At 41.8% G+C, this 12788-nt stretch carries 16 protein-coding genes; 3 read left to right on the forward strand and 13 right to left on the reverse strand.

What is annotated here, in order from left to right:
• Nucleotides 1-8: 8 nt before the first annotated feature.
• From DFO73_RS08585 to accB, 9 genes are all read right to left on the reverse strand, one after another.
• Nucleotides 9-626 (reverse strand): hypothetical protein, encoded by a 618-nt coding sequence (locus DFO73_RS08585; RefSeq protein WP_110064366.1) that lies wholly within the window; start codon nt 624-626, stop codon nt 9-11.
• An 861-nt stretch (nt 627-1487) separates the two neighbouring features.
• Nucleotides 1488-2378, reverse strand: coding sequence for a polyprenyl synthetase family protein (locus DFO73_RS08590; protein ID WP_110064441.1), 891 nt, complete (start codon nt 2376-2378; stop codon nt 1488-1490).
• 5 nt (nt 2379-2383) lie between these two features.
• Nucleotides 2384-2617 carry an exodeoxyribonuclease VII small subunit gene (locus tag DFO73_RS08595; protein ID WP_110064367.1) on the reverse strand — a complete coding sequence of 78 codons (234 nt, stop codon included), beginning with the start codon at nt 2615-2617 and terminating at the stop codon, nt 2384-2386.
• Nucleotides 2618-2622: 5 nt separating this feature from the next.
• Entirely contained in the window at nt 2623-3963 is a 1341-nt protein-coding gene (xseA, locus tag DFO73_RS08600) for an exodeoxyribonuclease VII large subunit (protein ID WP_110064368.1), read from the reverse strand.
• A 202-nt stretch (nt 3964-4165) separates the two neighbouring features.
• Entirely contained in the window at nt 4166-5023 is an 858-nt protein-coding gene (gene folD, locus DFO73_RS08605) for a bifunctional methylenetetrahydrofolate dehydrogenase/methenyltetrahydrofolate cyclohydrolase FolD (RefSeq protein ID WP_110064369.1), read from the reverse strand.
• Nucleotides 5024-5123: 100 nt separating this feature from the next.
• Nucleotides 5124-5513, reverse strand: coding sequence for a transcription antitermination factor NusB (gene nusB, locus DFO73_RS08610; RefSeq protein WP_110064370.1), 390 nt, complete (start codon nt 5511-5513; stop codon nt 5124-5126).
• Nucleotides 5514-5800: 287 nt separating this feature from the next.
• The gene (locus DFO73_RS08615; RefSeq protein ID WP_110064371.1) at nt 5801-6208 is read right to left on the reverse strand and encodes an Asp23/Gls24 family envelope stress response protein; all 408 of its coding nucleotides are present in this window, start codon (nt 6206-6208) and stop codon (nt 5801-5803) included.
• A gap of 19 nt (nt 6209-6227) precedes the next feature.
• Complete coding sequence (gene accC, locus DFO73_RS08620; protein ID WP_110064372.1) at nt 6228-7580, reverse strand: acetyl-CoA carboxylase biotin carboxylase subunit; 1353 nt, start codon at nt 7578-7580, stop codon at nt 6228-6230.
• Between the two features lie 14 nt (nt 7581-7594).
• Nucleotides 7595-8089, reverse strand: a complete 495-nt coding sequence (gene accB, locus DFO73_RS08625) for an acetyl-CoA carboxylase biotin carboxyl carrier protein (RefSeq protein ID WP_110064442.1) — start codon at nt 8087-8089, stop codon at nt 7595-7597.
• Nucleotides 8090-8660: 571 nt separating this feature from the next.
• Here accB and DFO73_RS29220 point away from each other — a divergent pair.
• The 3 genes from DFO73_RS29220 to DFO73_RS29230 are packed head-to-tail and all read left to right on the forward strand — an operon-like array spanning nt 8661 to nt 9669.
• A complete protein-coding gene (locus tag DFO73_RS29220; protein ID WP_258309335.1) occupies nt 8661-8984 on the forward strand; it encodes a hypothetical protein in 324 nt (107 codons plus the stop codon).
• Between the two features lie 44 nt (nt 8985-9028).
• Nucleotides 9029-9241, forward strand: a complete 213-nt coding sequence (locus DFO73_RS29225) for a hypothetical protein (protein WP_258309336.1) — start codon at nt 9029-9031, stop codon at nt 9239-9241.
• A 26-nt stretch (nt 9242-9267) separates the two neighbouring features.
• On the forward strand, nt 9268-9669 hold the full coding sequence (locus tag DFO73_RS29230) for a hypothetical protein (RefSeq protein WP_258309353.1): 402 nt from the start codon (nt 9268-9270) through the stop codon (nt 9667-9669).
• A gap of 71 nt (nt 9670-9740) precedes the next feature.
• Here the strand turns inward: DFO73_RS29230 and DFO73_RS08635 are convergent, their stop codons facing one another.
• Genes DFO73_RS08635 through spoIIIAE form a run of 4 tightly spaced genes read right to left on the reverse strand, consistent with a single transcriptional unit; the run spans nt 9741 to nt 12786 of the window.
• Complete coding sequence (locus DFO73_RS08635; protein ID WP_110064373.1) at nt 9741-10280, reverse strand: SpoIIIAH-like family protein; 540 nt, start codon at nt 10278-10280, stop codon at nt 9741-9743.
• Between the two features lie 3 nt (nt 10281-10283).
• Nucleotides 10284-10949 carry a stage III sporulation protein AG gene (gene spoIIIAG, locus DFO73_RS08640; protein ID WP_110064374.1) on the reverse strand — a complete coding sequence of 222 codons (666 nt, stop codon included), beginning with the start codon at nt 10947-10949 and terminating at the stop codon, nt 10284-10286.
• A complete protein-coding gene (gene spoIIIAF / locus DFO73_RS08645; protein ID WP_110064375.1) occupies nt 10939-11574 on the reverse strand; it encodes a stage III sporulation protein AF in 636 nt (211 codons plus the stop codon). Before spoIIIAF ends, spoIIIAG begins: the two co-directional genes overlap by 11 nt.
• A gap of 12 nt (nt 11575-11586) precedes the next feature.
• Nucleotides 11587-12786, reverse strand: a complete 1200-nt coding sequence (gene spoIIIAE, locus DFO73_RS08650) for a stage III sporulation protein AE (RefSeq protein WP_110064376.1) — start codon at nt 12784-12786, stop codon at nt 11587-11589.
• Between the last annotated feature and the right edge of the window lie 2 nt (nt 12787-12788).

Here is a 12788-nt window from a genome sequence, read left to right on the forward strand (position 1 = left end):
CGGACCACTCACTTTCGTTTCTTATTCGTCCGTTGTTTTAATTTCGTCTTTTTCTTGTCTTTTATTATAACAATATGGAATTTATCCTCAAGAAAATGCAGGATCTTCCCTACCTGGAAGATAATATCTTTAGAGTACCTTATTGCAAGCGATTTTCCAAATGCTTTTCCTCCCACGGTCACGGCGGCAATGATGCTTGTTATGATTACTGAAGATGCATATTCAAAAAGGCTGCTGTTATTCATCTGAAATGAGACGGTTAGCTGTACAATGACGATTGCAGCCGCAGCACCGCTGATAATGCCAGAAATATCGCCAATAACATCATTGCAAAAACTGGCGAACCGGTCCGCATTTCTAACAATGCGAATCGAATGCCTGGCTCCAAAAACTTTATTCGAGGCCATAGAATGAAAAGGTACCTCATCTGCAGCAGTGGCAGCAATTCCTATCATATCAAAAAAAATGCCGATTAAAACAATAAATCCAACAACAATCAGCCCAGTTCCCCATGATACACCGTTCAATATGGAGTTTGAAATAATTGAAAAAAGAGCCGCTAGCACAAAAGTGATAACGGCAATACTAAAGCTCCATTTAATCGAATTCCGCAGCAACTCTCTCATTTCTGTAAAACTTCCTTTTTGGATTAAGAATGAAAAAGGGGCGGAGCTCGCCGTTTTTTCGCGAAATCGATTCCGCTCGTCAGCTTCAGCAAGAGCTTCGCCTCTTTATTTTTGCTTATTAAGCTTTAACCGTTCCACAACCTGCCCTTATAACGCTTATATATGTATGAGAGGGGCAAACCCCTCAGAAACTCGAAAGAAGGATGGCCATACAAAGGGTTAAGATTGCGGCTTAGGTCCAGTAGGTTTTCCCAAGCGAATACCGGATGTCGCCATACCGGCGGTTTCCCTTTAAATACGCCTTAGCCGTGTCGCCACCAGCTAGACTGGATTGCCACTTAGTCCGCACTATAATCCCCTTTATATGTCATTGGAACAGTCTAGGAGATTTCCTCGGCAGCCTTTAACCATTTCCCTAGCCTCTTTTGCAAAGAAGATTTCATACAGGCGAAAAAGCATATATCAATGGCCAACTGATGTATGCCCTTATAACTGTAATCCCCTCTATCTTCACTCAAGGCAGGCTACGCTGCTAGTGACCTCCCATGGGACCACATTGCAGGTTCATAACCCGAGACCATAGGGCCGTACGCTTTCGCTCAAGCCTGATCATCGGGGCCTCCGCGGTGAAAGGGTCAACGCCCACATGCCTTTGCAGATCGCCCTTACACCTTACTCCCTGAATCGACCCAAGGCTGGGCGCCTCAAGCCAAAACAAGGAACTTCATCGATGTGCCCTTTAGTGGATTTTTAGCCCCACCTTCAGGAATGGTAGACCGACTAGAATACTGCACCATCCATATATACCTATTATACCATATTTGCGATTGTGCAACAATCGGCCGCCCCTGCCCAGCCCTCTTAATGGTCCCTGCTGGCTACTAAATCTGTTATTGCCTCTAGTAGTTCCGTATTTAATCCAGTTTCTTTCAATTTTCCCTTGGCAGCCTTTATGTGGCTTTCAAGCGCTTCTTTAGCCCCCTCCATTGTAAGAAGGGAAGGATAAGTGCTTTTGTTTTTTGATTCATCGCTGCCAATAGGCTTTCCAATCATATCTTCTGTGCCTTCAAGATCAAGAATATCATCCCTGATTTGGAAAGCCAGCCCCAGGTGATAGGCAAAATGGGATAAAACCTGAACGGTTTCCTGATCGGCTTGTGCCAATATTGCACCCGATACAACGCTGCACTCCAGAAGCTTGCCTGTTTTATGCAAGTGGATGTATTCAAGATCTTCCAAAGCCAACTGCTGCCCTTCCCCATTAATATCTGCTACCTGTCCGCCAACCATCCCTTCTGCTCCGGATGCTTTGGACAGTTCCTTAATTAAAGAAAGCTTTATCTCAGCTGAAGCAAATTCATCCGGTGTTTCGGCGACAGACTGGAAGCTATATGTAAGCAGTGCATCTCCTGCAAGAATGGCAAAGGCTTCTCCAAATATTTTATGGTTCGTTGGTTTTCCTCGCCTCAAATCATCATCATCCATGCTCGGAAGGTCATCATGTATTAACGAATATGTATGAACCATCTCAATTGCTGCAGCCGTCCACAAACCTTTAATAGTATCCTCCCCAAAGGCAGCCAATGTAGCAAATAACAGCAATGGCCTAATGCGCTTGCCTCCTGCCTCAAGAGAATAAAGCATTGATTCTTTTACTGCAGGAGGAGCATTCAATTTGCTTATGCTTTCCTTTAGCTGATTTTCTAGAATTTTTTTATGGTGTTCAGAAAAAGAAACCAAGGATTGTTCCAGCAATGTTATTCCTCCTCCGGAATGGCAAAGTTTTCCTTGCGTCCATCCTCCGTCAGTATTTCTGTTAGCTGTGATTCCACATTTTTCAATTTGTCATGGCATAGCTTGGAAAGCTCCATGCCCTTCTTATAAATATTAATTGCTTCTTCAAGGGGGACATCCCCTTCCTCAAGCTTTTCGACAATAACCTCCAGCTGATCCATCGCTTCTTCAAATGTAAGCTTTTTCTCATCCGCCATGGGATTCACTCCTCAATATCCGTTACCCGGCAATTAATTGTACCATCTGAAACCTTAACCTTTATTTGGTCATTCACCTTAATTTGAGTAACGGTCTTTATTAGTTTTTCCTTTTCTGTATATACAAGGCTGTAGCCTCTATCCATAATTTTAAGAGGACTAAGTGCTTCTAAAGTAGAGACAGCCCTCGCAAAGTCCTTTTCCTTGGCAGCAGCAATATTGCCCATCGCTCTGTTAAGAAGCTTATGCAGCCTGTCGTGTTTTTCCTTGGCCTGCTCCTTCAATTGTCCAGGGTGGCTGCGGTGCAATCGTTTCTGCAAAGCATCTGCTTGCTCAAGCTTTAAATCATGCAGCCTTTTGGATCCCCTTACAAGCTGTTCGTTTAGTTTATCAAGCTGCTCTAATTTCTGCTCATACAGTTTTTGAGGGTACCGGAAAGCATATGACTTTTGCACCCTTAGGATCCTTTCATTCTGAAGGGCAACTTGTTCTTTCATTGCTCTTATTAGCCTCGATTGCCTATTGAATAGCCTCTCTGTTAAATCGTCAATATGAGGGACCGCCATTTCGGCTGCTCCCGTAGGTGTAGGAGCCCTTAAGTCGGCGACAAAGTCGGCTATAGTAAAGTCGGTTTCATGTCCAACAGCTGCTATAATAGGAATTTCAGATTGAAAGATCGCCCTTGCGACTGCCTCTTCGTTAAAAGCCCAAAGCTCTTCAATGGAGCCGCCTCCCCGGCCAATAATCAAGACATCAGCCTCTTGGGAGACATTCGCCATTTGTATCGCTCTAACGATGGATGGCGCAGCCTGGTTTCCTTGAACCAGCGCAGGATAAATAAGAATATTTGCAATCGGATAGCGCCTTTTTATTGTAGTTAGAATATCTCTGATAGCAGCTCCTGTTGGCGAGGTGACAACAGCTACTTTTTTTGGATAACGAGGTATGGCTTTTTTATAATTGCGTGAAAACAGCCCTTCTTTTTCAAGCTTTTCTTTCAGTTGTTCGTAGGCAAGATACAGCTCCCCAATTCCATCCGGCTGCATTTCTTTTATATATATTTGATATTGCCCGCTTGGTTCGTAGACCGAAACTTCACCCCGGACCAAGACTTTCATGCCATTCTCTGGCCTGAATTTCATTGATCGGGTATTTCCTGCAAACATTACAGCCAAAATGCGGGCCTTCTCATCCTTCAATGTAAAATACATATGGCCGCTTGAATGCTGTTTAAAGTTTGAGATTTCTCCCTTGACCATAATATTTTGCAGATGGGGGTCAGCATCAAATTTTCTTTTTATGTACTTTGTTAAAGCGTTGACTGTTAGATACTGCTGTTCCTTCATAACAATCTCCTTTTATGCAGAAGACGCCAATTGAGCATCCAAAGCAAGAGCAATAAACTGCATAGACAGCAAAAAACTGCCCTTCCACTTAATATTTAGCCTTTTAGTCTGCATGCATTCGCACACAAAGCCAAAACCCTAAATATAGCATAATGGAAATGGACAGATTTTGCATCTGTATTGGAAGTTAGCAAAAATTCAATTAGCGTTTGCTTTGGGCAGACCTTGCTGCCTTTAATGTGTTATACATAAGCATTGTGATTGTCATCGGGCCTACTCCGCCTGGAACTGGCGTTATATATCCCGCTTTTTCTTTAACCCCGTCGAAATCAACATCACCGCAAAGCTTGCCTTCATGATTTCGATTCATGCCAACATCAATGATTATTGCACCTTTTTTCACATGGTCTTCTGTTATTAACCCAGCCTTTCCCACAGCTGCAACGAGAATATCCGCTCTTTTTGTATGTTCCTTTAAATCAGCTGTTTTGGAATGGCAATAGGTAACCGTTGCATCTTTATTTAGAAACAACTGCCCCGAAGGCTTTCCTACTATATTGCTTCGGCCGACAACTACCACGTGCTTGCCGGCAATATCAGCCCCGATAGAATCCAGCATCTCCATAATGCCAAAGGGAGTACAAGGAACAAAGGCATCTTGGCCGGTCATCATTCTGCCAATATTTATCGGATGAAAGCCATCCACATCCTTCTTAGGTGAAATCGTTTCAATTATGACCTTTTCATTAATATGGCCTGGAAGCGGCAATTGGACAAGTATTCCGTGAATATCCGGATTTTCATTTAACTCTTTGATTTTACTGATAAGCTCTTCCTCACTGACTTCTTTCGGAAGTTCAATCAGCATGGAATACATTCCTAGTTTATTACAGGTTTTTTGTTTATTGGACACATAGGTTTTAGAAGCCTGGTTATCTCCTACTAAAATAACTGCAAGGCCTGGTGTAATTCCATTTGCCTTCAGCTTTTGCACTTCATTGCCTATGAAATCCTGTTTTACTCTTGCAATCTCTTTGCCGTCTATTAATTTTGCAGGCATTATTTATCCCCCTATCAGGACAGCGGAAGCGCCTAATGATAAGGAACGCCGGCATAGCACCGGCGCCAGCACATCCCGTGCAAGTCCGAACCAGATATTTTTAAAGCTGTTCTTTCACCTTGGAAAGAACTCCATTTATAAACTTGCTTGACTGTTCATCGCCGTATAATTTCGCAATTTCAATTGCTTCATCCAGCACGACATTGGCTGGAACATCCTCACTAAGATACAGAAGTTCAAACACTGATAATCGCAAAAGGTTGCGGTCCACTGTAGCAAGCCTTTCCAAAGTCCACTTTTCAAGGTGTTTTTTTATCTCTTCATCAATTGTTTCCTTATACTGAGAAACACCTGATACAAGTTTGCTTAAATACGCATCAGCTGGTGCGCCTTCTAATACATGTTCAATAGCGGACTCTGTTTCCACCTGGCTTACATCGATTTGAAATAAAGCCTGCAATGCTTTCTCTCTGGCTGTTCTTCTCTTCATCTTTTTCTTTAACTCCTTTATGGCTAACGTTGTGGTTTTTCATTTTTGAGCATATACACGTCCAAAAATAACATAACAAGATAATAGCACAAGTAAAGGATATTCGCACTAAGCAATAACAATAAGGTTCATTCCAGTACTTGTATGGATACTCGTTAAAAAGCCTTTGCTATATAAAAGTTATTTTCCCTTTAAAAAGTTTCTTTATAACAGTCTTTGAGATGAAGAGAATAAAAAACCAGAAAAGCCAAAGACTCTGTCAGATGTCTTTGGCTCAGTGAAGTTTATTACATTTCCTGCTCGTATTCAATCTCATGCTTTTGGTTTTCGAACATGATTCCTACTACATGGATATTTACTTCCTGTGCATCAAGGGCTGTCATATTCAAAAGCGCCTGGCGGATATTGTCCTGAATTTTTTGTGCAACACTTGGAATGGATACCCCAAACTTCATCAGGCAATATACATCAACTTTAATTCCTTCTTCGGTTAATTCAACCTTAACCCCTTTGCCATGGTTCTTTTTGCCGAGCCTTTCTACCACACCTGTAGCGAAATTGCCGCGCATCTGCGCAACCCCTTCCACTTCAGAAGCTGCAATGCCGGCAATAACTTCAATCACTTCCGGAGCAATTTCAACCTTGCCAAGCCCTGAGTTTTCATGGCTCATTTCAAGAATGTTATTTTCACTCATTATGGCACCTCCATCAATCTTAAGAATTCATTACATCATGCAATTCCAGGAATTTCGTATTAAACTGCCCTTCCACGAATTTTTCATGGCTGAGGAGCTTGAGGTGAAATGGAATTGTGGTATGTACACCTTCAACAACAAATTCACTTAATGCTCTCTTCATTCGGGAAATGGCTTCTTCTCTAGTATTGCCGTACGTAATCACTTTTGCAATCATGGAATCATAATATGGCGGAATCATATAGCCGGGATATGCTGCCGAATCAACTCTGACACCCAATCCGCCCGGCGGCAGATACATGTTGATTTTGCCTGCAGACGGCATAAAGTTCTTTTCCGGATTTTCCGCATTAATGCGGCATTCAATCGACCAGCCGCTAAAAGTAACATCTTCCTGGCTGATATTAAGCTTTTCACCGGAAGCAACTTTAATCTGCTCTTTAATCAAATCGACCCCAGTAACCATTTCTGTAACTGGATGCTCTACCTGGATGCGCGTATTCATTTCCATAAAGTAGAACCTTCGATTTTGGTAATCATAGATAAATTCTACCGTGCCTGCACCTGTATAATCAACCGCTTTGGCTGCTTTTACAGCAGCATTGCCCATCTCTTCACGAGTTTCCCCATCAAGGGCAGGTGAAGGAGTTTCCTCCAGAAGCTTTTGCAAACGTCTCTGTATGGAACAATCCCTTTCTCCCAAATGTATGGTGTTTCCGTAATTGTCTGCCAGCACCTGTATCTCAACATGGCGGAAGTCCTCTATATATTTTTCAATATATACGCCAGGGTTTCCAAACGCCGTTAAGGCTTCCTGCTGAGTAATAGTTATTCCTTTAATCAGCTCCTGCTCAGTACGTGCAACGCGAATCCCCTTGCCGCCGCCGCCGGCAGTTGCTTTTATAATCACTGGATATTCAATCTTCTCAGCAAGCTGAATGGCATCTTCGACATCCTTAATAATTCCGATGGAGCCGGGAACAATCGGAACTCCTGCTTCTTTCATCGTTTCCCTCGCAATATCCTTCGTACCCATTTTGCTTATGGCTTCAGGAGTCGGGCCGACAAAAATGATGTTACATTCCCTGCAAAGCTCAGCAAAATCAGCATTTTCTGCCAGGAACCCGTATCCTGGATGGATTGCGTCACAGCCAGTAAGCTTAGCAACACTAACTATATTTGTAAAATTCAAGTAGCTGTCCTTAGAGGCTGTCGGGCCAATGCAATAAGCCTCGTCGGCAAGCTGGACATGCAGTGCTTCCCTGTCAGCCTCTGAAAAAACGGCTACTGATTCTATTCCCATTTCGCGCGCTGCGCGGATGATGCGAACAGCTATCTCTCCTCTGTTAGCAATCAAGAGTTTTTTTATCATTCTGTAACCGCTCCTTATTCAGGCTTTACTAAAAATAGTGGCTGGCCATACTCTACTAACTGGCCGTCCTTAACAAGCACTTCTACAATTTCCCCATTGACTTCAGCTTCAATTTCATTAAACAGTTTCATTGCTTCCACTATGCAGACAATAGAATCTTTTGTAACTTTAGAACCTGCTTTAACATATGGATCCGCATCCGGGGAAGAGGACTCATAAAAAGTCCCTACCATCGGAGACACAATTTTATGCAGGTTTGCGTCCACAGATGGTGCTTGTTGGACAGGCTCTTGTGCAGGTGCCTCAGCTATAGGCGCTTCCACTTTTATAGCTGCCGGCTGAACTGGCTGCGGAGCCGGAGCAGCTGGCTGAACTTGCTGTACGACGGCCGCTTCATTCCCCTTTTTCTTCATTTTAATTTTCGAACCCTCTTGCTCGTATACGAATTCATCAATATTTGACTGATCAACCAGCTTGATCAGTTCACGTATTTCCTGTACTTTTAACATTTTTGCACCCCTTGTTTTCTCACTGCTTTCCATCCCCTCTTTCATCATTAGAAAAACTTTGGAAGAATAGAGAAAGGAAGAACGGGAATGGTTCCGCATGATTTAATTATGACTAGATACTAATATCATACGATAAGACCTTATAAAAGTTCAACATCGTATTATGTACTGTATACTTTTTTCTCCATTCGTCCTCTAAAACCATTTTAATGTTTTTCGAAATCTTTGTGAAATGTTACGAAGGATTTTCACGAAATATCACGAAATATTGATTGCTAAGAGGACTATAGTACCAGAGAGGATCTGTTTTAGTATGAAAAACATTGAGGAAATAAGGAAAGAGGATCTTATTAGCAAATTCGCTTGTGGTTAAGGCTGCTTTTGTAAGCGTTATATTGGAAAGCCCTTGTAGATATCGCCTTAAAGAAAGAGATGGCTGTTACCCTTTCAATTATTATTGCAGGAGGAATTGTGATAGGAATAGTTGCCGCGTTTCATTTTTCTAAAAAAGTTCATGTCCGCCATCCCCTATTTGGCGATTTTTTTGGTTGGAAGTGTGCTATTCATTATCATGGAAAACAACGTATCGCGGGCTGCTTATTTTTTAGTCTACTTTGTTCTTGCAACAGCGGCAATTTATTTGGACAGAAAGATTTTATGGCTTTCATCAGCAATTGGCTTTACTGTTATTACAGTGTTGCCATACCTGCATCATAGCCACCTGCCGCTGGAATCAAAAAACTATTCAACCATTTATTTGCTTTTTATGCTTGTCAATATTATGCTCTCTTTTCAGCTTTCTATCTCGAAAAAACTGTCAGAAAATATTATCTCTGCTCAGAAAGAAACTGAAAATCTATTGCATCAAAACCTTAAAATTAAAAAGACAATTTAGAATTGTACTGCAGGTCTTTCTTTCATGATTGATGAAGTTAAAAAATGAGCCAGGAGAATTACCATTCTGCAAGGGAAATGAGCTATACGATTGGGGAGATTTCTGCAGGAATCCATACCCAATCAGATACCATTCTGGATGTCACCAGTTCTCTGGAAAATTCAAATAAAGTGGTGAGCAATGCAAGTGAACTAGTTGGAAAATTGCATAATGATGCTTTGAAAGCGGAGAAAGCGGCAAAGGCTTTGCAGTTGTAGCGGAAGAAGTAAGAAAATTAGCTCATATTACAAGGGAAACAGCAAATCAAATATCAGAGAACCTTTACAATGTCATTCAAGAAACGGAACAATCCCAAGTCAATGTAATCTCTACAGGTGATAAATTAACGGCAAATCTTGATTTGGCCTCAGAAACAGAGAGTGCTTTTGAAAAAATCCTGGAAACCTTTTTGCAGCTTAAAAATGATATATCAGATTATAAGTCTTTAACCACTCAAATCCATCAGTCCTCTTCGTCTATAGGAGTATCAATTGGGGAGTTTAGTTCAGTTGTTGAGGAGACGAGCGCTTCCCTCCAGGAAATTTCCTCCTCTGTCGCATTCCAGACAGAGCAATATGAACATCTTGTTGAATCGATTAAAAAAGCCCATTATTCGATGGAACACCTAATTAATCTTCAGAAATAGCACGATTAACATTTATGAGAACTAAAAAGGTCCCCGCAAATTATTCCACGGGCACCCTTTTAGTTCTGTGTTTACTTGGCAACTTGGAATTCAACCGCAACTGCTTCAAGCTGTCCAATTTCATTTCTTACTTCCTGAATGATCTTGTTTGCTGCAGAAGGCGAATGGTCTTTTGCCTTTACTGTAATCTGAACCTTTTTGCCATCTGCGCGAACAAGCACATCTTCGTAATCCATCGCTCTGATTAACGTTTCAAGCATCGCTTCTTTTTGAGCTATTTCATTTAATTCATCAATTTGATCCTTTGCCTTCATTCTTTCTTCAGCAGGAAGGTCTGTCTGGCCCAGGACTGTTGTCAGTTCTTCTTTCATGCGGCTGCGCTCGTCATCAAGCTGCAGGCGCAATGTTTCGAACATTTCATCACTGGCTGTATTTGTAATAATGGCATTGCCATCTTTACTTTCAACTGCTTCCATTTCCCCATTTGCCTTCTCTTCCATTGCAGCAAGATCATTCCCTTTCTGCTCCGGAGATGTTACATAATACACGGACAATACAACTACCAAACTTAGCATTGTTAATAACCAAACCGTTTGTTTCTTTAAAAGCATCTATTATTCCCCCTTAGTTTTTTTAGGCATTACGGAGACTCTGTGGCTTGGTACATCAAGCGCTCTTGTAACTGCCTCAATAATCCATTTTTTCACTTGTATATTTTCAGCTCCCTTTGCAACAACCAGCACACCCCTAATTTCAGGTTTCTTGGTTTCTATTACAATCGGAACCTCTTTCTCGCCATTTCGGACAATCACAAGCTGTTCCTCCTGTGATTGGTCCTCTACTTTTCTTTTGCCGCCTTCCCGATCTGTTTCATCGGTTGTTTGTTTTTGGGTCGTTTTGTTTTTTTCAAGCACTTTCTTCTCTGTTGCATCCACATTGACGACGACCGTAGCATCACCTACGCCGACAATCGCATCAAGGGCCTCTTTTATTTGTGCTTCATATGCTTTTTCATAATTGGCAATTTCGTCATTGCCCCCAGATTGCTTCTGGCTGAACACAGGTGCATCCTCCTGCTTCGCCTCTTCTTCGTTTTTAAAAACGGACATGTCTTCAGTGGAGGCATTCTCTTTAAACAGCGTATTGCTGATCAGCATGATCGCTGCGCCAAAGAGGAGAACAAGAAGCAAGTATTGGTATTTACCGGCTTTTTTATCGGGCTGACCGTCTTTGGAGAGTAATTTCTTTAACCATGCGAAAGGACCTTTTTCATTCTCCATCCCTATCCATATTCCCCCCTTCTACCAGTACTTCGATTGATTTTGCGTCTACATTCCATTTTTGTGCGAGAAGAGAAGCGACTTTTTTTGCCTCATCATGTTCAGCCCTGCTGGATGGAAGAGGTTTCCCGGTATTGATCTCCACTTTTGTAACCACTTCTACAGCTTCAGCTTCTGCATCTTTTGCTCTTAATTGGATCATGACCTTTTGCAGGTTATCCGGGAAGGCTTGATCACTGCTTTCATCTACTAAAATATCAATGTTAGCAATTTCCAGACCGTACTGTTCCATCAACTCCTCTTCTGCGTCCTGTTTCATGTGGACAGCCATTTGTTCTAAAATATATGCATCACTTGAGGCTTGTATTTCTTTTTTCTTCATTTCTATTAAATTTTCCATATTTTTTTCGCCGGAAGCTTCAAAAACAGGCACAGAAGCCATCGCTTCTTCAAAATCGCTGGATATGATTTTTAAAATTGGCGTAAGAATAATAGCAATTAGCAGAAGCCCTGTCACCATTTTTGTATACTTCTGCAGCTTTGAGCTCGGAAGGAGCATATCAATGACAGTGGCCAGCAGAACAAATAATATGATGTTCGTTATCCATTCTTTTATAAAATCCACTTCATCCCCCCCCTATCTAACCATCATGGTCAAATTCCCGGCTGCAATGATGACAGTAATACTAAGGAAAAACATCAAGGATACTATGGCCAGAGCGGCAAACACGTATATGACACTTTTGCTGATAATATCCAGGCAGGATATTATCGGACCTCCTCCCAGCGGCTGCAAAATGGCAGCAGCGAATTTATATATAAACGCAATCATTAGTATTTTGATTGCCGGAAAAGCGGCTATGATCAAGAGGATCGCTACACCTGCAATGCCTACCGTATTTTTCAATAGAACCGAGGCGCTTATAACAGTATCTGTTGCATCGGTAAACATCCTTCCGATAACAGGAATAAAATTCCCCGTGATAAACTTTGCCGTACGTATTGTAATTCCATCGGTGACTGCAGCGGAGGCTCCCTGTACTGAAATGACTCCCAAAAACACTGTCAGGAACATGCCGAGAAGCCCTATACTCCAATTTCGGAGCAAATTTGCAAGCTGAGTTACCTTGTAATGCTCGGAAAGTGTGCTGACAATGCTTAATAATGCTGATAAAAATAGGAGCGGAAGAATGACATATTGGATAAACAAGCCACTCACATTCATTAAAAACAAAATCACTGGGTGAAAAAAAGCAGCTGATACCACTCCTCCGGACGAAGCAATTAGGGCAAGCAGCAGCGGAATAAGAGCCATTATGAAGGAAACCATCGTTGAAATTGTTTCTTGTGTGTAGTCAATCGCTACATGGAAGCTATTCAGGGCAATAATGATCAAAACCATAAACACAATTGCATACGCTGCTTTGCTGACTGTGCTTTTTTCAAATGAATTTTGCAGCGACTGCAGAAACATGCTGAACACCGTCAGCAAAATTAATGTACCAAGCAATTTTCCATTTACTATAAATTCATGAAAAACAAACTTCATTGCTCCGGAACCCCATTCTTTAACGGAGAATTCCTTATCACCCTTGATGAATTCATAGAGGCTCCCTTTTTGGCTCTCCGGCAAAAAACCTCCATACTCTGTTGTTATTTCTTCCCAAAAGCCTTTTAGTTCATCTAGATTAAGGGATTCTACCTGCGACTCCACTAAATCCTGGGGGGAAATCGTTTCTTCTATCTCGCCGGTCTTAGGTGAGGCTTGTACAATTGGTGCCAGTAAAAAAAATAGGATTAGATTGGACAATAAAATTTTCTGCATCCTGTGCTTCATTT

This window comes from Cytobacillus oceanisediminis (assembly GCF_003182355.1).
GTDB lineage: Bacteria > Bacillota > Bacilli > Bacillales > Cytobacillaceae > Cytobacillus > Cytobacillus oceanisediminis_A.

Excerpts from the sequence above, each read along its gene's own strand:
- accB (WP_110064442.1), bottom strand. The coding sequence starts at position 8,089 with ATGTTAAAAGTACAGGAAATACGTGAACTGATCAAGCTGGTTGATCAG.
- nusB (WP_110064370.1), bottom strand. The coding sequence starts at position 5,513 with ATGAAGAGAAGAACAGCCAGAGAGAAAGCATTGCAGGCTTTATTTCAA.
- DFO73_RS29220 (WP_258309335.1), top strand. The coding sequence starts at position 8,661 with ATGGAAAACAACGTATCGCGGGCTGCTTATTTTTTAGTCTACTTTGTT.
- DFO73_RS08585 (WP_110064366.1), bottom strand. The coding sequence starts at position 626 with ATGAGAGAGTTGCTGCGGAATTCGATTAAATGGAGCTTTAGTATTGCC.
- DFO73_RS29225 (WP_258309336.1), top strand. The coding sequence starts at position 9,029 with ATGAGCCAGGAGAATTACCATTCTGCAAGGGAAATGAGCTATACGATT.
- DFO73_RS08615 (WP_110064371.1), bottom strand. The coding sequence starts at position 6,208 with ATGAGTGAAAATAACATTCTTGAAATGAGCCATGAAAACTCAGGGCTT.
- DFO73_RS08635 (WP_110064373.1), bottom strand. The coding sequence starts at position 10,280 with ATGCTTTTAAAGAAACAAACGGTTTGGTTATTAACAATGCTAAGTTTG.
- DFO73_RS08595 (WP_110064367.1), bottom strand. The coding sequence starts at position 2,617 with ATGGCGGATGAGAAAAAGCTTACATTTGAAGAAGCGATGGATCAGCTG.
- xseA (WP_110064368.1), bottom strand. The coding sequence starts at position 3,963 with ATGAAGGAACAGCAGTATCTAACAGTCAACGCTTTAACAAAGTACATA.
- accC (WP_110064372.1), bottom strand. The coding sequence starts at position 7,580 with ATGATAAAAAAACTCTTGATTGCTAACAGAGGAGAGATAGCTGTTCGC.
- spoIIIAG (WP_110064374.1), bottom strand. The coding sequence starts at position 10,949 with ATGGAGAATGAAAAAGGTCCTTTCGCATGGTTAAAGAAATTACTCTCC.
- spoIIIAE (WP_110064376.1), bottom strand. The coding sequence starts at position 12,786 with ATGAAGCACAGGATGCAGAAAATTTTATTGTCCAATCTAATCCTATTT.
- folD (WP_110064369.1), bottom strand. The coding sequence starts at position 5,023 with ATGCCTGCAAAATTAATAGACGGCAAAGAGATTGCAAGAGTAAAACAG.